The following is an 18,633-nucleotide window of genomic DNA, read 5'->3' on the forward strand; positions in this document are numbered from 1 at the left end:
AATGGAGCACCGGTCCGGGTTTCCCGCCTCGCGACGGGTGCGGCATGATCGGGTTCCGGTGGACACCGCTGCCGCAGACCGGAGGCCCACCCCACACGCAGGCGACACCGCGGAGTTCACATAATGAGTGCGCACGGCCCCCGCCCGCTCTCGGGCCGGGCCTGGCTGGGCTACCTCGCGGTCGGGCTGGCCGCGATCACCGCGTACTACCTGATCCCGCGCGCGGGCGCGGGCGTCGCCGCGCGGGTCGTCGTGTACTGCCTGACCAGCACGTCGGCGGCGGTGGTCGTGCTGTGGGCGGCGGTGCGCAACCGGGCGGGCGCGCGGGTGCCGTGGCTGCTGCTGGGGTTGAGCCAGGTGGTGTACTCGCTGGCCGACTGCACCTTCTACGTCAACCACTACCTGTTGGGGCTGACCGGTTTCCCGTCCCCGGCCGACGTGTTCTACCTCGGCCACTACCCGCTGGTCGTGGTCGCGCTGGTGCTGCTGATCCGGCGCCGCAGCCCCGGCCGCGACCTGCCCGGCCTGCTGGACGCCTCGGTGCTCGCGGTCGTCGCGGCGATGCTGTCGTGGCTGTACCTGATCGGCCCGCGCGCCCGCCTGGACCAGCCGATGCTCGTGACGCTGGCGTCGGTGGGCTACCCGGTGATGGACCTGGCGATGTTCGTCGTGGCGCTGCGGCTGTTCCTGGGCACCGGCCGGCGGACGGGGTCGTTCGCGCTGCTGTCGGCGAACCTGCTGGCCATCCTCACCGCCGACACGCTCTACGTGCTCCAGCAGCTCAACGGGACCTACCAGGCGGGCAACTTCCTCGACGCCATCTGGCTGGGCGGCAACCTGGCCCTGGGCGCGGCCGCGCTGCACCCGACCATGGCCCGGCTGGCCGAGCCGACCGCCGCGCGGGACAACGTGCTGGGGTGGGGCCGGATCGCCGCGCTGTGCGGGGCCGCGCTGATCGCGCCCGCGATGCTGGTGCTGCAACACGCGACCGGGCGGTTCCGGGACATCCCGGTGATCGCGGCGGCGTGCGCGATGCTGTTCGCGCTGGTGATCGCGCGGCTCGCGGCGATGGTCGCCGACCAGCGGCGGCTGGCCATCACCGACGCGCTGACCGGCCTGCACACCCGGCGGTTCTTCGTCGCGCAACTGCCCATCGAGGTCGAGCGGGCGCGGCGGGGCAACGGGTCGGTGGCGGTGTTCATCGCCGACGTCGACCGGTTCAAGTCCATCAACGACGGCCACGGCCACCCGGCGGGCGACCGCGTGCTGGTGGAGGTGGCGGACCGGCTGCGGCGCGCGGCGCGGGCCGGTGACGTGATCGCCAGGTACGGCGGCGAGGAGTTCGCCCTGCTGGCGCCGGGCGTGCGGCCCGACGAGCTGGCGTCGATCGCCCAGCGGCTGCGGCAGAGCGTCGCGGGCAGCCCGATCGCGGCGACGGACACGGCGCTGCTGGCCGTGACGGTGTCGGTGGGCGCGGCGTGCTACCCCCAGCACGGCGGCGACCCGGCGGCGGTGATCGCGGCGGCGGACCGGTCGCTGTACGCGGCGAAGGTGTCCGGGCGGGACCGGGCCGTGGTGGGCGCGGTGGGCGTGGACGCCGAACAGGGCGTGGTGGAGCACCTGTGCCGCATCGCCGACCAGGTGGACCTGCGCATGGGGTCCCGGCACGACAGCCGCGCGGTGGGCCGGTGGGCCCGGCTGCTGGCCGCCGAACTGGGCCACGACGAGCACGGCATCCGGGTCGCGGGGCTGGCGGCGCGGCTGCGGGACGTGGGCAAGGTCGTCATCCCGGACGCGGTGCTGCTCAAACCGTCCGCGCTGGACGCCGAGGAGTGGCGGGTGGTGCGCCGGCACGCCGACCACGGCTTCCGCCTGGTGGACACGGTGCCGGGCCTGTTCCCGGTGGCCCAGGCGGTCCGCCAGCACCACGAGCACTACGACGGCTCCGGCTACCCCCAGGGCCTGGCGGGCACCGCGATCCGCTGGGAGGCGCGCCTGGTGGCCGTGTGCGACGTGTGGGCGGCCCTGCTGGCGGACCGCCCACACCGTCCCGCGTGGTCGGTGGACGAGGCCCGGACCGTGTTGCGGACCGGGCGCGGCACCTTGTTCGACCCGGACGTGGTGGACCTGTTCCTGGACCTGCACGCCGAGGGCCGCATCGACGCGCCCGACCTGGGCCGCGTCGGCTAGAGCTTCGTCATGTCGCCGGTCGCGGGTGTGCCGTCGGCGAGCCCGTAGCGCAGGAACACGGTGCCCTTCGCGCCGGCCGAGGGTGGTTCGAGCAGGGTCAGGTTCGTCGGGACCGCGCCGCCGTCGAACACCTTCTTCCCCTCGCCCAGCACGATCGGGTGAAGCCAGAGGTCGAGGCGGTCGAACAGCTTCTCCCGCAGCAGGGTCTGCACCAGGTTCAGGCTCCCGACGACCTTCACGTGCTCGTGCCGCTCCCGGACCTCGCCCACCGCCGCGCGCAGGTCCCGGCCCAGCAGCGTCGACCCGGCCCACGACAGGTCGGGCCGGCCGCGCGAGGCCACGTACTTGGGGATGCGGTTGAACAGGCGGCCGAACTCGTCGTCCTGGTGGGGCCAGTAGGCGGCGAAGATGTCGTAGGTCCGGCGGCCGAGCAGGAGGGCGTCCGTGCCCTCGTACGCGGCGATGACCTGCGCCCCGGACACCTCGTCCAGCAGCGGCGCCTGCCAGCCGCCGAACGAGAACCCCACCGGGTCTTCCTCGGGGGCACCGGGCGACTGCCCGACGAGGTCCAGGGTGGCGAACAGCTCGATGTGGATCAGGCCCATGTCCGTGCTCCCGATGCGTCGGTGTGCTGCCTAGACGGTGTCCGCCAGGGTGTTCCAGAACATCAGTTCGTAGCCTTGCAGCAGGCGGACGTGCTCGACCGCGTCGTCGAACGACACACCCGCGTCCAGCCCCGCCTGCACCGCGTCCAGCCCCTGCTGCTCCAACTCCGGCACGGGCGTGGCGAAGAAGTCGAAGAAGGCGGTGTCCTCGGGTTCGAACCCGTAGTGGGCGCGCAGGCCCGCCGAGATCTGGCCGCAGTACTGCCCCCACGCAGCGAAGTTGGTCAACATCGCCACCGCCGCCACCGCGGCCTCGACGTTGAGCGCCAGCCACGCCACGTACGACGCATACGCCTGACAGCCCGGCTGGTAGCGATACCCCTTGAGGTCCACCCCGGCCTTGCGCGCCAACGGTTCCAACAGGGGCAGCACAAGGCCCTCCCCGTGCGCGAGGCTCGTGAAGAACCCGCGCCCGGCGGGCTCGGGCGACTTGGCGGCGAGGGTGAGGAAGCTGCGCCAGTCCCCCGGCACGATCCGGCTCTCCTCGGCGGCCAGCGCGCCGATCGCGGTCAGGGGCGCCTCGCCCGCCGCGACCAGCGGCACGAACCGGTTCTCCCCGTGCTCGCCCGCGACCTCGTCCCTGATCCTGTCCAGCAGTTGCTTCGCCGACTGGGCCATCGTTTCCTCCGCGTTGGGTCCGGGATGGCAGCCTAGCCCCGTAGGGTGTCGCGCATGATCACCCTGGGGCCACTCCTGCCGGCCGACCGCGCGGCCTGGGAGGAACTCTTCGTCGGCTACAACGCCTTCTACGGCCGGGACCTCCCCGACCTGCTGCTCGACCGCGCGTGGCGCGAGTTCCAGCGCGACGTCCGCATGCACGCCCTCGGCGCACGGCACGACGACCGCCTGGTCGGCATCGCCCACTTCCTCGTCCACGCCAGCACCACCGCCCCGGACGTCTGCTACCTCCAGGACCTGTTCACCGCCCCGGACGCCCGCGGTCTGGGCGTGGGCCGGGCGCTGATCGAGGGGGTGGTCGAGTGGGCGCGCGAACGCGAGTGCTCCCGGGTCTACTGGCACACCCACGAATCCAACGACACCGCGCGCCGGTTGTACGACAAGCTCGCCGAAAACCAGGGCTTCATCTCCTACGTGGTCCCCCTGTGACAGGAGGAAGGCACGCCGGGCACGGGTCCTGGACGCCGGCGACCCGCGCGACATCCCCTCGTCGCCGACGCGATGGGCCGGGCGCAATTGGCGTGCGGGCTGCCGCCGTCGTGGGCCATGATGTCGAGGCGTCGCCTCGAACGCTCACGATGAAGGGGTACCCGGATCGGCACTCGGATCCCGGTCCAGACCGCGCAGCAGCGGCAGGTACACCTCGTCGACCAGTTCCCCGATCACGTGCGAGTCGACCGCTCCCCCGCAGGTGATGAACTCGTTGCGCACCAGGTCCAACGGCGCCCGGGCCACCCGGTGCGGCAGCCGCACGGGCGGCAGCTCACCGCGTGCCACGGCCCGCGACACGACCTCCCCGACCGCCTCGGTCAGCGACGACGGCTCCATCAGCCGCTGCCGCAGCACCTGGACGATCTCGGGGTGCCGGAACGCGTCCCCCATCACCCCGGCGATCATCTCGCTGACCATCACCCCGGTCCGCCGGGCCACCCGCTCGAACAGCGCGACCAGGTCGGCGCGCAGCGAACCCGTGTCGGGCACGTCGGGGTCGACGGGCACGCGGCTGTCCCACGCGGCCAGCGCCAGCTCCGCCCGGCTCGACCACCGCCGGTACAGCACGGGTTTGCTGGTGCCGGCACGCGCGGCGACGCCCTCCATGGTGAACCGGCCGTAGCCGTGCTCGCTCAACTCGGCCCAGGCGGCGTCGAGGATCGCCGCTTCCAGCTCCGCTCCTCGGCGGCGCGTCTTGGGATCGGGCGCGCGGGAACCCGCACCGGAGTCCGCCGTGTCCGATACGTCCGCAGTGTCCGCCGAGTTCGCCACCCTGCCCCTAAGATACGTTGCGTTTCTTATCCAACCGGTCTACCGTGCTCTTATTAGACACGATCGGTTTCTTATGGGGGAAACTTGCTCACCCGCCTGCTCCGCACCTTCCTGCGGCCGTATAGGCGAGAGCTGACCTACGTGTTGGCGCTCCAACTCGTCGGCACCGTCGCCTCGCTCTACCTGCCCAGCCTCAACGCCGACATCATCGACTTCGGCATCGCCACCGGCAACACCGACTACATCCTGTCCACCGGCGGCTGGATGCTGCTGGTCACCGCCGTGCAGATCGTGTGCTCGGTCGGCGCGGTCTACTACAGCGCGCGCACGGCCATGGGGTTCGGCCGCGACGTGCGCTCGGCCCTGTTCCACCGGGTCGGCGAGCTGTCCGCGCGCGAGGTCGCCGCGTTCGGGCCGTCCTCGCTGATCACCCGCAACACCAACGACGTGCAGCAGGTCCAACTCCTCGTGGTCATGGTGTGCACGATGCTGGTCACCGCGCCGATCATGTGCGCGGCGGGCATCGTGATGGCCCTGCAGGAGGACGTGGGCCTGTCCTGGTTGCTGGTCGCGTTCGTGCCCGCGATGGTGATCGCGGTCGGCCTGATCGTGGTCCGGATGGTCCCGCTGTTCCGGGGCGTGCAGGAGCGCATCGACGAGGTCAACCGCGTGCTGCGGGAACAGCTGTCCGGCATCCGCGTGGTGCGGGCGTTCGTGCGGGAACGCGCCGAGACCAAGCGGTTCGCCGACGCCAACACCGCGCTCACCGAGACCGCGCTGAAAGTCGGCCGGTTGCAGGCGTTGACCTTCCCGGTGGTGATGCTGCTGTTCAACGGTTCCAGCGTGGCCGTGCTGTGGTTCGGCGCGCTGCGGCTGGACACCGGCGAGATGCAGATCGGGGCGCTGACCGCGTTCCTGAGCTACCTCATGCAGATCCTCATGTCGGTGACCATGGCGACCTTCATCTCGATGATGGTGCCGCGCGCCGCCGTGTGCGCCGAGCGGATCAACCAGGTCCTGGACGCCGAGCCGTCCGTGACCCCGCCGCTCAAGCCCGTCACCGAGCTGCCGGCCCGAGCCGAGGTGGAGTTCCGGGACGTCGAGTTCCGCTACCCCGGCGCGGCCGACCCCGTGCTGCGCGGGGTGAGCTTCCGGGCCGAGCAGGGCAAGACCACCGCCGTCATCGGCAGCACGGGCGCGGGCAAGACCACCCTGCTCAACCTGGTGCCCCGGCTGATCGACGTCACCGCGGGAGCGGTGCTGGTCGACGGCGTGGACGTCCGCGAAGCCGACCCCGAGGTGCTGCGCGGCAAGCTGGGCCTGGTGCCGCAGAAGCCGTATTTGTTCACCGGCACGGTCGCGAGCAACCTGCGCTACGGCAACCCCGACGCCACCGACGACGACCTGTGGCAGGCGCTGGACATCGCGCAGGCCCGTGACTTCGTCGAGGCCATGGGCGGGTTGGACGCGGCCATCGCCCAAGGCGGCACCAACGTCTCCGGCGGCCAGCGGCAACGGCTGTCCATCGCCAGGGCGCTGGTGCGCCGGCCGGAGGTGTACCTGTTCGACGACGCCTTCTCCGCGCTGGACGTGGCCACCGACGCCCGCCTGCGCGCCGCGCTCAAGCCGCACACCGCGCACGCCGCGGTCGTCGTGGTCGCGCAGCGCGTGTCGACCATCCTCGACGCCGACCGGATCGTGGTGCTGGACAACGGCTCCGTGGTCGGCGTCGGCACCCACCGCGACCTGCTCGACACCTGCCCCACCTACGTCGAGATCGTCCAGTCCCAGCTGACCGTGGAGCAGGCCGCATGAGCGCCCCGACCACCACCCGGCCGCCCGCGCGCGTGGGCGGCGGCCCGTTCCCCGGCATGGGGATGCCCGTCGGGAAGGCGCAGAACTTCGGGCCTTCCGCGCGGCGGCTGGCCAACCGGATGCGCGGCGAGCGCAACGTCCTGCTCGCCGTGCTCGCGCTGGCCGTCGCCAGCGTCGGGCTCGGCGTCGCGGGGCCGAAGATCCTCGGCCACGCCACCGACATCGTGTTCAACGGCGTCCTCGCGCAGGCCCGCGGCGGCCCCGGCGTCGACTTCGCCGCGCTGGGCGAGGTGCTGGCCTGGGTCTCCGCGCTCTACCTCGCGTCGTCGCTGTTCGCCTGGGTGCAGGGCCGCGTCCTCAACGACGTGGTCCAGCGGTTCGTGTTCCGGTTGCGCGAGGAGGTCGAGGAGAAGCTGCACCGGCTGCCGCTGCGCTACTTCGACGCCCAGCCGCGCGGCGAGCTGCTGTCCCGGGTCACCAACGACATCGACAACGTGGCCACCACGTTGCAGCAGACGCTGAGCCAGCTCCTGGTGTCCGGGCTGACCGTGATCGGCGTGCTGGTGATGATGGTGACGATCTCGCCGCTGCTGGCGCTGATCGCGTTGGCCGTGGTGCCCGCGTCGGTGGTGCTCACCGGGCGCATCCGCAAGCGGTCGCAGAAGCTGTTCATCGCGCAGTGGAAGCAGACCGGCGCGCTCAACGCGCACATCGAGGAGGCGTTCACCGGGCACCAGCTGGTGAAGGTGTTCGGGCGGCAGCAGGAGTCCGAGGCGGAGTTCCGGCGGCGCAACGACGAGCTGGTGGAGTCCTCCACCGGGGCGCAGTTCGTGTCCGGCCTGATCATGCCGTCGATGATGTTCCTGTCCAACCTCAGCTACGTGGCCATCGCGGTGGTCGGCGGGCTGCGGATCACCTCCGGGGCGATGACGCTGGGCGAGGTGCAGGCGTTCATCCAGTACGCCCGCCAGTTCACCCAGCCGCTGACCCAGGTCGCGTCGATGGCCAACCTGATGCAGTCCGGCGTGGCGTCGGCCGAGCGGGTCTTCGAACTGCTCGACGCCGAGGAGCAGACGCCCGACCCGGTGGACGCGGTGAAGCCTGCGCAGCGGCGCGGCCGGGTGGAGTTCCACGACGTGGCCTTCTCCTACACCCCCGACCAGCCGCTGATCCGGGACCTGTCGCTGGTCGCCGAACCGGGCCAGACCGTGGCCATCGTCGGACCGACCGGCGCGGGCAAGACCACCCTGGTCAACCTCATCATGCGGTTCTACGAGCTGGACGGCGGGCGGATCACGCTCGACGGCGTGGACGTGACCGCGATGCGCCGGGAGGACCTGCGGTCGCGGACCGGCATGGTGCTCCAGGACACGTGGCTGTTCGGCGGGACGATCCGGGACAACATCGCCTACGGCCGGCCCGGCGCGACCGACGAGGAGGTCGTCGCGGCGGCGCGGGCGGCGTTCGTGGACCGGTTCGTGCGGACCCTGCCCGACGGGTACGACACCGTGATCGACGAGGAGGGCGGCAACGTCAGCGCGGGCGAGAAGCAGCTGATCACGATCGCGCGGGCGTTCCTGGCCGACCCGGCGCTGCTGATCCTGGACGAGGCGACCAGCTCGGTGGACACCCGCACCGAGTCGCTGGTCCAGCACGCGATGGCGGCGCTGCGGTCGTCGCGCACCAGCTTCGTCATCGCGCACCGGCTGTCCACCATCCGCGACGCCGACCTGATCCTGGTCATGGCGGCGGGGCGGATCGTCGAGCAGGGCACGCACGAGCAGCTGATCGCCGCGGAGGGCGCGTACCACCGGCTGTACGCGGCGCAGTTCGCCGAGGGCGCACCGTAGAACCCTTCCGCGTCGGCCGGCCCAGGTCCACGCTGGACGGTGTGGACCTGGGTTTTCGCGGTGACGTGGTCGAGTTCTACCAGCGCTACCGGCGCGGCTACCCCGACGAGGCGGTGGACGCGGTGGTGGCCGAGTTCGGGCTGGGCGGCGAGGACGTCGTGGTCGACCTGGGCTGCGGCACGGGGCAGTTGACCGTGCCGTTCGCCCGGCGGGTGCGGGCGGCGGTCGGGGTGGACCCGGAACCGGACATGCTGGCCGCCGCGCGCCGAGCGGCTTCCGCGGACAACGTGAGCTGGGTGGTCGGGGCGGACACCGACGTGCCGGCGCTGGGTCTGGCGCTGGGCACGGTCGGCGCGGTGACCATCGGTCAGGCCCTGCACTGGATGGACCACGAACGGCTGTTCCGGGCCGTTCACTCGATGGTGCGATCGGGTGGCGGGGTCGCGGTGTTCACCAACGGCACTCCCCTGTGGTTGCAGGACACCGGCTGGTCGCGGGCGTTGCGCGCGTTCATGGAGAACTACCTGGGCACACGGTTGACGTTGACGTGCGGGGCCGACGAGCACACCCAGCAGCGGTACGCCGACGCCCTGAGCGCCCACTTCACCGTCCGTCGCCACCTGTTCGAGTACGACGATCACCTTCACGTGGAACACATCGTGGGTGGGGTGCTGTCCGCGCTGCCCGTCGACAAGCTGCCCGCCGACCGTTCGGCATTCGCCCACGCCCTGAACGACGTCCTCGCGCCCCACGCACCCTTCGTCGAGCGCGTGGACGTCCGCATCCTCACCGGCCGCCGCTCAGGCTAGTGCCAAGAACTGCCTGGTCGTCGCCACCGCCGCCGTCACCGCCCCTTCGACCACGAACGCGGCGTCCACGACGCCGAGGTCGAACATCGCCCCCGTCCGCCCGGTGAGGACGTCGAGCGGGGCCGCGTCCGGCGGGTAGCCGCTGTTCGCGAGTATCCGGGCGCAGGGAGCCGCCAGCCCGCTCAGCAACACCGACTTCGGAACACCTCGTTCAGGGTCGCGTCCGCGGTGGCGGTGCGCACGACCGCGGCGACCTGCTCCTTGAACTCGACGTCCACTGCGGAATGGCGCAACGCCGAGGTCACCGTCTCGGCGAACGTCGCCAGTTCGGCGCTCAAGCGGGCGGGATTCGTGCCGGCGGCAACGGAATCCGCGGCGCTCGACATCATGGCGTCGGCCATCACCGCGGCGGTGGCCGCGCCGTCGGACCACTCGTCCCGCATCCGCCCGACCAACGAGCGCACGAGGTTCGCCCCCAGCGTCGCCCAGTGCCCGTCGACGGGGAGCCCTTCGCGAATCCGCTTCGGCAAGTCGTACACCGCAAGGCCGCTTCAGGCAGTCCCTTCACGAACCTCCGCGCCGGCCCCGTCAGGAGGCTTGCCGGTCGTGCCGCTCGCGGGCGGCCAGGACCTCGGGCGTGTGGTCGCCCACCCAGACCAGCAGGCCGTGGACGCGGGCCGCCAACTGTGCGCCCAAAGCAGTGAGCGAGTACGTGACCCGCGGTGGCCGGGTCGGCTCCACGGCCCGGTCGACCAAGCCGTCCCGCACGAGTTCACGCAGGTTCTGCGCCAGCACCCTTCTCGCTGATCCCCGGCAACGCGTCGCGCAACCGGTGGAACCGCAACGGCCCCGCCCACAGCTCCAGCACGATCAGCCCCGCCCACCGGCTCGCCACGTGCCGGTACAGCACCCGCGGGCGTGGAGGCCGTCGAAGGCGACCAGTTCGACCCGGACACGGTGGCGCGGGCCGCGAAGGGCACCGACGCCGCGTTCCTGGTGTGGCCGGCGCTCACCGCCGCCGGCGCGCCCGAGGTGGTGGCCGCGCTGGCCGCGCACACGCCCCGCATCGTGTTCCTGTCCAGCGGGGCGGTGGACGACTCGGTCGTGGAGCAGTCCAACATCATCGGCCGGTTCCACGCCGAGGTCGAACGGGCGGTCGCGGACAGCGGCGTGGAGTGGACGTTCCTGCGCCCGCTCGCCTTCGCCACCAACACCCGCACGTGGCTGCCCGACATCCTCGCCGGCGACGAGGTCCGCGGCGGGTTCGGCCAGGCCTCCTACACGCTGGTGCACGAGGACGACATCGCCGCCGTCGGGGTCGAAGCGCTGTTGACCGACGGCCACCACAAAGCGAAGTACGTGCTCACCGGCCCCGAACTGCTGACCCGCGCGGAGCAGGTGCGGCTGATCGGCGAGGCCCTGCGCCGGCCGCTGCGCTGGGTCGAGGCGTCGCCCGAGGAGGAACGCGCGGCCGCGCGGAAGTGGCTGCCCGACGAGGTCGCGGACGCCTTCGTCACCGGCCTGACCCACTCCCTGGAGCACCCCGTGCCACCCACCACCACGATCGAGGACGTCACCGGCACCCCGGCCCGCACGTTCCCTGACTGGCTGGCCGACCACGCCGACGACTTCCGCCGTTCGGTGTAACCGCTAGCCCGATCGGGCGATACACCACTAGAGGAGGTCCGCGATGGATCTGGTGGTGGTGACCGGAGCGACGGGCAGGCAGGGTGGCGCGGTCGCCCGGCACCTCCTGGAGGACGGCCGGCGGGTCCGCGCGCTGACCCGCAACCCCGCCTCGCCCGCCGCCCGGCGGCTCGCCGACCTCGGCGCGGAGGTCGTCAAGGGCGACATGGCCGACCCGGACTCGCTGCGCCCGGTGTTCCGCGGCGCGCACGGCGTGTTCAGCGTCCAGAACTCCATGATCAGCGGCCTGGACGGCGAGGTCCACCAGGGCCGCACCGTGGGCGACGTGGCCGCGGAAGCGGGCGTGGCGCACGTCGTCTACGGGTCGGCGGGCACCGGGCAGCCCGGCACGGGCGTCGGCTCCTGGGAGTCGAAACTCCGGGTGCAGGCGCACCTGGAAGCGCTCGGGCTGCCGCTGACCGTGCTGCGGCCGATGGCGTTCATGGAACTCATGACCGACAAGGACTTCTACCCGCCGGTCTCGGCCTGGCACCTCATGCCCAAGCTGGTGGGTGAGGACCGGCCGCTGCCGTGGCTGACCGCGCAGGACCTCGGCGCCATCGCCGCGCGGGCGTTCGCCGAACCGGAGCGGTTCGTGGGCGCGAACATCGCGCTGGCCTCCGACATCCGGACCCTGGCCGAGTGCCGAGCGCTGTGGGCGGAGAGGTTCGGCCGGCGGCCGCGAGGGTTCCCCATGCCGGTGTGGCTGTTCGAGAAGTTCGTCGGCAAGGACCTGACGACGATGTGGCGGTGGCTGCACGACAACCCCACCGACGTCGACCCGGCGCGCACGTACGAGATCCTGCCCGGCGCGCGCACGGTGCGTCAGTGGCTGGCGGAGCGGCGGGCGTAGACCTCGACCTCGATCTTCATGCGCGGGTCGGCGAGGCCGCACACGAGCATGGTCGCGGCGGGGCGGACGTCGCCGAACGCCGCGCGCAGCACCGGCCAGCACGGCTCGAAGTCCTCGCGCTCGGGCAGCATGTACCGGACCCGGACGACGTCGGCGAACGTGCAACCCGCCTCGGCCAGGGCCTGCCCGATGTTGGTCAAGCACTGCTCGGCCTGCTTCACGACCTCGTCGGAGATGGTCATGGTGGCGTAGTCGAAGCCGGTCGTGCCGGACACGTGCACCCAGTCCCCGTCCACGACCGCGCGGGCATAGCCGATCTGCTCTTCGAAGGTCGAACCACTGAGGATGGCGCGTCGTTCAATCATGCCGCACAAGCTAGGTGACCAGCACGGATACGTCCAATACACCGAAAGGCATGGCGTGATATCTCTAAACGTATGACGCGACCGGAATTGTCTCTCGCCCCGCTGCACGCCTTCGTCGTGCTCGCCGAGGAACTGCACTTCGGTCGCGCCGCCGCCCGCCTGGGCATCGCGCAGCCGCCGCTGAGCCAGCAGATCCGCCGCCTGGAGGACAAGGTCGGCCACCCCTTGTTCACCCGCACCCCGGGCCACACCGCCCTCACCCCCGCCGGCCGCGAACTCCTGCCGGCCGCCCGCCGCGCCTTGGAGGACCTGGCCGACGGACTGGCCGCCGCCCGCGCCGTCGGCGGTGGCTCGGCCGGCCGGTTGCGCGTCGCGTTCGCCGCGTCCCTGGCCCTGACCGTCCTGCCGCCCCTGCTGCGCGCCTACCGCGACCGCTTCCCGGACGTCCACCTCGACCTGCACGAACTGACCACCGCGCCGCAGGTGGCGGCCCTGCACGACCGGACCGTCGACCTGGGCCTGCTCCGCGAACCCCCGGGCGAGGCGGACCTCGACACCACCACCGTCCACACCGAGCGGTTCGTCGCGGTGCTGCCGTCCACCCACCCATTGGCCACCCGCCGAACCGTCCCGCTGGCCCTGCTCGCCGACGACCCGTTCGTCCTGCTCCCCCGCGCCGCCGGCCCCCGCTTCCACGACCGGATCATCGAAGCCTGCGCGGCCGCCGGGTTCACGCCACGGGTCGCCCAACGCGCCGTCGAGTGGCAGACCGTGTGCGCGCTGGTGGGCGCCGGCCTGGGCGTTTCCCTTGCCCCGGAGGGCATCCGACACCTCCGCCTCCGGGGCGTCGCCTTCCGCGCCACCACGCCCGACACCGTCCGCACGGAGGTCGTGGCCGCATGGCACAAAGACGATCCCAACCCCTTGGTGGCCCATTTCCGAGCCGTGATCGACGACCTTCGACCATCATGGACACCATGACCGACTCGCAGGCCACCGCCCAGACGATCGACGCCTTCGACCAGGGCGGCGCCCTCTTCGCCGCCTGGACGCCGCTGCTGTGGGACCCGATCGGCGCCGCCACCGTCGCCCTGGCCCCGCCGAAGCCCGGCGAGCACGTGCTGGACGTCTGCTGCGGCACCGGTTCATCGGCGATCCCGGCGGCCCACGCGGTCGGCCCGACGGGTTCGGTGGACGCGATCGACCTCTCCACCGCCCTGCTCGACCACGGCCGGAGCCGGGCGCGGTCCCTGCCGAACCTGCGCTTCCACCACGCCGACGCCACCGAGTGGACCGGCGGCCCGTACGACCGGTTGCAGTGCGTCTTCGGCGTGTTCTTCCTGCCGGACATGGACGCCGACACCCGGCGCCTGGTCGGGCTGGTGCGCCCCGGCGGCGCGGTGACCGTGACGACGTGGCGGGAGGGCGGCGTGCAGGACGTGGTCGGCCCGTTCTTCCAGGCCATCGCCGACGTCACCGGTGTGGCGGTGCAGCCCAGGCAGTCCCACAACGCCGCCGCCCGCGTCGACTCGGCGGAGAAGGTGGCGGCGTGGCTGGAGAGCCTGGGCCTGCGTGACGTCACGGTCCACCCGGTGGACCACGACGCCCCGGTCACCCCCGAGTCGGCCTGGCAGTTCCTGATGGGCTCCGCGGCCCGCGTGTTCCTGGCGGACAAGGACCCCGCCACCGTCACCGCCATCCGCGACCGCTACACCGAGCTGATGGCAACCACCACCACCTTCCACGCCCGCGCCCTGGTCGGCACCGGCACGACGCCCAGCGCCTGATCGCCGTTCACGGCTTCATGCGGAAGTCATAGCGGGCGGGTAGAGGTTCGTCGGGACAGGCCTGGTCCCACAAGGCGTCCAGGCTTACCTCGCCCTCCCGCAGGTCGTCCACGTCGAAGCCCGCGCGCAGCGCCGCCGCCGCCCGCTCCGACGAACCCGCCGCCAACGACGCCCGCACCTCGGCCAACCTGACCCGCCCACGCCACCGCACCGCCGGTTCGCCCGTTCTCCCCGCGCACCCCGCGCCCGAAGCGAGTACGACGGGGATGACCGACCACGAACGGGAGGTGCCCCCGATGACCGTCGCCACCGGTTCCCCGGAGCACGAGGCCCACGTGGACGACCTGGCCCGCCGCCTGACCGCCGCCGGTGCACGGGTCCGCCGGGACCCCATCCCGATGCGCCGCTGGACACCCCGCCACGCCGAACTGCACCCCGTGGGGGCCGCGGTGCCCGTGGCGTACACGGCGCGCACCGGCCCCGAAGGCGTGACCGGCCTCCTGTCGACACGACCCCGGGCCGGGGTCATCGGCCTGGCCCGCATCCACCCGACCACCCGGGACATCCTCGACTGGGCCGGCGACCCGGTCCCTTCACCGGACCACGAGTCCATCCGGGAAGCCTTGGCGCGCTTCGAAAGCGCGGGCGCGGTGGGGGCGGTCCTGGTGGTCGACGAGCCCGACACCCACCTCCTGCGCGACGGCCGCCACCGCCGCATCCCGGCCGTGTTCGCCCGCCCCGACCAACCGATACGAGAGGGCGACACGGCGACCCTGGTGGTGGAGGCCGACATCGACGTCGTGGCGACGCACAACGTCCTCGGCGTCCTCCCCGGCTCCTCCCCCGACCTCGTCGTGCTCCAAACCCACACCGACGGCCCGAACGCCTTGGCGCACAACGATTCCGTCATGTCCGTGGTGGAAGACCTCGCGCAAACCGACCTGCCCGCCTGCGTGCTGGTCCTGCTCACCACCGGCCACCTCGCGACCGAGGAGGTGTGGGGCGTGCCGGCGTTCCTGGCCGAGCACCGCGACGACCTCGTCCCCCGCGTCAAGGCCGCGCTGAGCGTCGGCACGGGGTCGTGCTTCGCCACCGGGCACCCGGCGGTGCTCGACTGCGCCCGCCGCGCCCTGGTCCGCGCCGGCGACGAACCCCGGGTGTGCCGGCCGTTCCTGCCGCACGACCTGGCCCCGGACGGGGTGACCTGGCCCGGTGACGGCGGCCCCTTCTGGCAGGCGGGCGTGCCGACGCTGGAACTGGCCTGCACGCACCGGACCGCGCTCACCCGGGCGGTGCTGGAGCTGTGCGCGACACCCCGCGAAGCCTTGTCGCGTCGAACGGTCCTCGAAACGCACGTTGATCGGTAACATCGTCACGGATCGTCCGGTGTGCACTCGAAACGGGGTCGAGCAGTGGAATCCTCCGACCGCACGGTCGTGATCGTCGGCGCGGGCCTGGGCGGGACCGCCACCGCGATCCGCCTGCTGCAGTTCGCCCGCGAGCCGCTGCGGGTGGTGCTGGTCGAACGCCGCCCCGAGTACCGGAACGCGGGCGTCGCGTACCACCGGGCGGGCAACCACTGGCACCACGTGTTCAACATCCAGGCCGGCCGCATGGCGGTGTTCCGCGAGGACGTGGACGACTTCATCGGCTGGGCCAACCACGAGGCCGACCGCACCGACTGGCCCGACCCGTGGCGCGACCACGTGTTCACCGAGTCCGGGCCCGCGCCGCGCCGGATCTACCCGGACTACCTGGCTGACCGGCTCGCCGCGGCCGCCCGCGAGGCGACACCCGGCGCGACCCTGGTGCCGGCCGACGGCGAAGTGGTCGACGTCGAACCGGCGGGCGCCCGATTACGAGTCGTCGTCGAAGGACCCGAACGCACCGTCCTGACCGCCGACCACGTCGTCATCGCCACCGGTCTGGAGAAGCGGCACCCGGTGTTCGCCGATGCCGTGCTCGACCACCCCGCATTCGTGCGGGATCCCTACTCCGACAACGGGATCGAACGGATCCTGGCGCTCCCGCCGGACGCCGGGGTCGCCGTGGTGGGCACCCTGCTCAGCGCCTACGACTCCGCCGCCCTCCTGTTGCGCAGTGGCCACACCGGACGCATCCACATGATCTCCCGCTCCGGCCTCACCCTGCGCACCTACCCCACCGACCACCGCCACCGCGTCCTCACCCTGCCGCCGCCCGAACTGCGCGCCGACCGCTACGAGGGCCGCGACGCGCTCGTCCAGCGCTTCCAGGCCGAATGGGCACGCGCCTGCGCCGCCGTCGCCCGCGACCACCCCGACGTGTCGCCGGTGGTGGTGACCGAGCGGGTGTCCAAGTCCTGGGAGCCGTACCTTCCGGAGATCCTGCGCCGCGTCCCGTCCGCCGATCTGCGGGCGCTGCTGGACAGCTACGGCAGCCTGCTGGCCACCCTGCGCGTCAGCGCCGTCGCCTACACCACCGAGATCGTGGACGCGGCGATGCGCGAAGGCCAGATCGCGTTGACCACGGGCAAGGTCGAGCACATCGCGGACGCAGGCGACGGCCGCTTGGCGGTCTCGGTGTCGGGTGCGACCCCGAAGACCATCGAGGCGGACCTGGTCATTTCCAACTTCGGGCGCGAATCGGACTACGCGCGGGTTTCCTCCACGCTGTGGTCGAGCCTGCTGGCCAAGGGCATGGCCGTGCCGCACCGGCGCACCGGGCGCGGGGTCGAGGTGGACGAGTTCGGCGCCCTGCTCGGCGCGGACGACCGCCCCGCCGGTCCGCTGTCGGTCATCGGCAGCCCGCGCGAGGGTGACGAGATCGTGCGCAACGGCCGCACGGGCGCGTTCACGTTCAACCTGGCCGCGATCAAGAACCACTCGGTAGGCGTAGCCGCGGCAGTCCTCCGCCGGCTGGAGACGTGCTACGACCAAGCCGACGTCGACATCCCCGACCGGGAGGCGTTCGACCGTTCCGTCCGGCTCGAAGTCCGCCGCATGGCCGCCCGCACCCGCCGTGAGCGCGAGGCCCTGATCAGGCAACTCGAGACGTGCATGGAGGCACTGCGGCGGGCCGGCGTGCCCGAACGCGCCCTGCGCCGCGCGGTGAACGCCGCCGCCACCGACAAGCTCAACGACCTGTCCGTGACCCCGAGGGAACTGCGCGCGCTGCTCGGATTGGCGGGTGAACCATCGGGCACGCCTGAAGATGCGGCCTCTTCCGACCGGCTGCCAGCCTGATCTTGGCTGGTTCACCGGATCGGATGGGGGACGACAGGTGGGTCCACGCGAGGTTCCCGGGGTGCTGCTGGTCGGCACGCCCGCGACGAGCGTCCGCGGCACGTGCAACCGCAGCGGGCGGCCCGGCGACGGTTCGGTGCTGGTGGTCGAGACGCTCGGCCCGGACCTGTACGACACGATCGTCCGGTCGACCGCGGTGATCTGCGCCAGGGGCGGGCGCACCGGTCACATGCAGTCGCTGTGCCGGTCGCGGGGCATCCCGGTGCTGCGGGTGGCGCCGGAGGAGCTGGCCGGGATCGACGGCGAGGTCACCGTGCGGATCGACCGCCAGTCGGTGGTGCTGGGCGACGCGGCCGGTCTGGCCGCCCTGCCCGAGCCACCCGCCGTGACGCCCGAGGACCTGGACTCGGTGTGCGTGGTGATCGCGGACGTCACCGACATCCAGTCCACCAACGCGGTCACCCCGCGGGTCGAGCAGGTGGACACGTTCTTCATCCGCGAGGAGTTCGTGTGCCTGTCCGCGGGCCTGAGCCCGCTGGACGCGCTGCGCGCCGGCGCCGACGAAGCCGAGCGGTACGGAGCGGCCATCGCGGCGGAGTTGTGCGGGATGGTCAAGGAACTGCTCCCGGGCCAACGCCTGGTGATGCGCCTGCTCGACCTGCGCTCCGACGACGCCGCCCGGATCACCACGGGCGTGGCGGTCGACGACGAACCCAACCCCGAACTCGGCATGCACGGCGCCCGCTGGCTGGTCGAGGAGCCGCTGTACCCGCACGCGTTCCGCGCCCTGCGCGCCCACGTTGCCGAACGCCTGGGCCAGGACGTCGCGGCGCTGAGCTTCGCGGTGCCGTTCATCAACGACCCGGACGAGTTCCTGCGCCTGCGCCGCCACCTGGACCTGACCGAGGACACCCCGCTGTCGGTGTTCGTCGAGACACCCGCCGCCGTGCACCACACGGGCGAGTTCTGCGCGGTCGGGGCCAGCGAGATCTTCGTGGGCACCAAGGACCTGATCCAGTTCTACCTGGCCGCCGACCGGGGCAACCACCTGGTCGCGTCGGTCTACCAGACCCGGCACCCGGCGGTGCTGGCCGGCCTGCGGCACGCCGTGGAGTCGGGCTTGGAGACCGGAACCCCGGTCCACGTCTTCGCCCTGGGCGCCGACCTGAGCCACTACGTCCAGCACCTGCCGACCGGCCGTTTCATGATGTGCACCGCCGAGCTGCAACAACTCGCCCACGCCGGCCGCCGCTGACCAGCCTCACGCCTGCGGCCGGAGCATGACCTTGCCGAGGTTGCGGCGGTCTTCGAGGTGGCGGTGGGTTTCGGGGGCCTGTTCCAGCGGGTACTCGGCGTCGACCGGCACGGTGAACACCAGGTGCACCGCGTCACGGGCCACAGTGGACAGCACGGCCTCGACCACCTTTCGCGGCCCCACCGTCTCAAAC

The 18,633-nt window shown here is 72.2% G+C and carries 22 protein-coding genes; 12 read left to right on the plus strand and 10 right to left on the minus strand.

The window, feature by feature from the left end; all coding sequences use genetic code 11:
- Positions 1 to 123 precede the first annotated feature (123 nt).
- Entirely contained in the window at positions 124 to 2,190 is a 2,067-nt protein-coding gene (locus RIN75_RS07705; RefSeq protein WP_309111099.1) for a diguanylate cyclase, read from the plus strand.
- On the opposite strand, the gene RIN75_RS07710 is transcribed toward RIN75_RS07705, so the two are convergent.
- Both RIN75_RS07710 and RIN75_RS07715 read right to left on the minus strand, forming a co-directional pair.
- On the minus strand, positions 2,187 to 2,795 hold the full coding sequence (locus RIN75_RS07710) for a dihydrofolate reductase family protein (protein ID WP_309111100.1): 609 nt from the start codon (positions 2,793 to 2,795) through the stop codon (positions 2,187 to 2,189). The two genes, RIN75_RS07705 and RIN75_RS07710, sit on opposite strands and share 4 nt — an antisense overlap.
- 30 nt (positions 2,796 to 2,825) lie before the next feature.
- Positions 2,826 to 3,473: a transcriptional regulator gene (locus RIN75_RS07715; RefSeq protein ID WP_309111101.1), complete on the minus strand. Its 648-nt coding sequence runs from the start codon at positions 3,471 to 3,473 to the stop codon at positions 2,826 to 2,828.
- Between the two features lie 54 nt (positions 3,474 to 3,527).
- Here RIN75_RS07715 and RIN75_RS07720 point away from each other — a divergent pair, with 54 nt between their 5' ends.
- The gene (locus RIN75_RS07720) at positions 3,528 to 3,962 is read left to right on the plus strand and encodes a GNAT family N-acetyltransferase (protein ID WP_309111102.1); all 435 of its coding nucleotides are present in this window, start codon (positions 3,528 to 3,530) and stop codon (positions 3,960 to 3,962) included.
- 144 nt (positions 3,963 to 4,106) lie between these two features.
- Here RIN75_RS07720 and RIN75_RS07725 read toward each other — a convergent pair whose 3' ends face one another.
- A complete protein-coding gene (locus RIN75_RS07725; protein WP_309111103.1) occupies positions 4,107 to 4,796 on the minus strand; it encodes a TetR/AcrR family transcriptional regulator in 690 nt (229 codons plus the stop codon).
- Between the two features lie 84 nt (positions 4,797 to 4,880).
- Here RIN75_RS07725 and RIN75_RS07730 point away from each other — a divergent pair, with 84 nt between their 5' ends.
- Genes RIN75_RS07730 through RIN75_RS07740 form a run of 3 tightly spaced genes read left to right on the plus strand, consistent with a single transcriptional unit; the run spans position 4,881 to position 9,270 of the window.
- On the plus strand, positions 4,881 to 6,611 hold the full coding sequence (locus RIN75_RS07730; protein ID WP_309111104.1) for an ABC transporter ATP-binding protein: 1,731 nt from the start codon (positions 4,881 to 4,883) through the stop codon (positions 6,609 to 6,611).
- Complete coding sequence (locus tag RIN75_RS07735) at positions 6,608 to 8,461, plus strand: ABC transporter ATP-binding protein (RefSeq protein ID WP_309111105.1); 1,854 nt, start codon at positions 6,608 to 6,610, stop codon at positions 8,459 to 8,461. The genes RIN75_RS07730 and RIN75_RS07735 overlap by 4 nt, the downstream gene beginning before the upstream one ends.
- Before the next feature lie 41 nt (positions 8,462 to 8,502).
- Positions 8,503 to 9,270, plus strand: coding sequence for a class I SAM-dependent methyltransferase (locus tag RIN75_RS07740; RefSeq protein ID WP_309111106.1), 768 nt, complete (start codon positions 8,503 to 8,505; stop codon positions 9,268 to 9,270).
- On the opposite strand, the gene RIN75_RS07745 is transcribed toward RIN75_RS07740, so the two are convergent.
- The 4 genes from RIN75_RS07745 to RIN75_RS07760 are packed head-to-tail and all read right to left on the minus strand — an operon-like array spanning position 9,262 to position 10,180.
- Positions 9,262 to 9,462 (minus strand): hypothetical protein, encoded by a 201-nt coding sequence (locus tag RIN75_RS07745; RefSeq protein WP_309111107.1) that lies wholly within the window; start codon positions 9,460 to 9,462, stop codon positions 9,262 to 9,264. The genes RIN75_RS07740 and RIN75_RS07745 overlap by 9 nt on opposite strands.
- Entirely contained in the window at positions 9,453 to 9,800 is a 348-nt protein-coding gene (locus tag RIN75_RS07750) for a TCP-1/cpn60 chaperonin family protein (RefSeq protein ID WP_309111108.1), read from the minus strand. The genes RIN75_RS07745 and RIN75_RS07750 overlap by 10 nt, the downstream gene beginning before the upstream one ends.
- 58 nt (positions 9,801 to 9,858) lie before the next feature.
- Entirely contained in the window at positions 9,859 to 10,065 is a 207-nt protein-coding gene (locus tag RIN75_RS07755; RefSeq protein ID WP_309111109.1) for a helix-turn-helix domain-containing protein, read from the minus strand.
- Positions 10,043 to 10,180, minus strand: a complete 138-nt coding sequence (locus RIN75_RS07760; protein WP_309111110.1) for a winged helix-turn-helix transcriptional regulator — start codon at positions 10,178 to 10,180, stop codon at positions 10,043 to 10,045. Before RIN75_RS07760 ends, RIN75_RS07755 begins: the two co-directional genes overlap by 23 nt.
- A gap of 8 nt (positions 10,181 to 10,188) precedes the next feature.
- On the opposite strand from RIN75_RS07760, the gene RIN75_RS07765 reads away from it, so the two are divergent.
- Together RIN75_RS07765 and RIN75_RS07770 are read left to right on the plus strand one after the other, a co-directional pair.
- On the plus strand, positions 10,189 to 10,917 hold the full coding sequence (locus tag RIN75_RS07765) for an NAD(P)H-binding protein (RefSeq protein ID WP_309111111.1): 729 nt from the start codon (positions 10,189 to 10,191) through the stop codon (positions 10,915 to 10,917).
- Positions 10,918 to 10,960: 43 nt separating this feature from the next.
- Positions 10,961 to 11,809, plus strand: a complete 849-nt coding sequence (locus RIN75_RS07770; protein WP_309111112.1) for an NmrA/HSCARG family protein — start codon at positions 10,961 to 10,963, stop codon at positions 11,807 to 11,809.
- Here the strand turns inward: RIN75_RS07770 and RIN75_RS07775 are convergent.
- Positions 11,782 to 12,174, minus strand: a complete 393-nt coding sequence (locus tag RIN75_RS07775) for a RidA family protein (protein ID WP_309111113.1) — start codon at positions 12,172 to 12,174, stop codon at positions 11,782 to 11,784. The genes RIN75_RS07770 and RIN75_RS07775 overlap by 28 nt on opposite strands.
- A 72-nt stretch (positions 12,175 to 12,246) precedes the next feature.
- On the opposite strand from RIN75_RS07775, the gene RIN75_RS07780 reads away from it, so the two are divergent.
- Entirely contained in the window at positions 12,247 to 13,155 is a 909-nt protein-coding gene (locus RIN75_RS07780) for a LysR family transcriptional regulator (protein WP_309111114.1), read from the plus strand.
- Complete coding sequence (locus RIN75_RS07785) at positions 13,152 to 13,961, plus strand: methyltransferase domain-containing protein (RefSeq protein WP_309111115.1); 810 nt, start codon at positions 13,152 to 13,154, stop codon at positions 13,959 to 13,961. Before RIN75_RS07780 ends, RIN75_RS07785 begins: the two co-directional genes overlap by 4 nt.
- Before the next feature lie 7 nt (positions 13,962 to 13,968).
- Here RIN75_RS07785 and RIN75_RS07790 read toward each other — a convergent pair whose 3' ends face one another.
- Positions 13,969 to 14,139: a hypothetical protein gene (locus RIN75_RS07790; RefSeq protein WP_309111116.1), complete on the minus strand. Its 171-nt coding sequence runs from the start codon at positions 14,137 to 14,139 to the stop codon at positions 13,969 to 13,971.
- 118 nt (positions 14,140 to 14,257) lie between these two features.
- On the opposite strand from RIN75_RS07790, the gene RIN75_RS07795 reads away from it, so the two are divergent.
- Genes RIN75_RS07795 through RIN75_RS07805 form a run of 3 tightly spaced genes read left to right on the plus strand, consistent with a single transcriptional unit; the run spans position 14,258 to position 18,440 of the window.
- Complete coding sequence (locus RIN75_RS07795) at positions 14,258 to 15,328, plus strand: hypothetical protein (RefSeq protein ID WP_309111117.1); 1,071 nt, start codon at positions 14,258 to 14,260, stop codon at positions 15,326 to 15,328.
- Between the two features lie 45 nt (positions 15,329 to 15,373).
- Entirely contained in the window at positions 15,374 to 17,185 is a 1,812-nt protein-coding gene (locus RIN75_RS07800) for an FAD/NAD(P)-binding protein (RefSeq protein ID WP_309111118.1), read from the plus strand.
- 37 nt (positions 17,186 to 17,222) lie between these two features.
- Positions 17,223 to 18,440 (plus strand): putative PEP-binding protein, encoded by a 1,218-nt coding sequence (locus tag RIN75_RS07805; RefSeq protein ID WP_309111119.1) that lies wholly within the window; start codon positions 17,223 to 17,225, stop codon positions 18,438 to 18,440.
- Between the two features lie 6 nt (positions 18,441 to 18,446).
- Here RIN75_RS07805 and RIN75_RS07810 read toward each other — a convergent pair whose 3' ends face one another.
- The gene (locus RIN75_RS07810) at positions 18,447 to 18,623 is read right to left on the minus strand and encodes a zinc-binding dehydrogenase (protein ID WP_309111120.1); all 177 of its coding nucleotides are present in this window, start codon (positions 18,621 to 18,623) and stop codon (positions 18,447 to 18,449) included.
- Positions 18,624 to 18,633 lie beyond the last annotated feature (10 nt).

Source organism: Saccharothrix sp., assembly GCF_031180885.1.
In the GTDB taxonomy this organism is placed as follows: Bacteria; Actinomycetota; Actinomycetes; order Mycobacteriales; family Pseudonocardiaceae; genus Actinosynnema.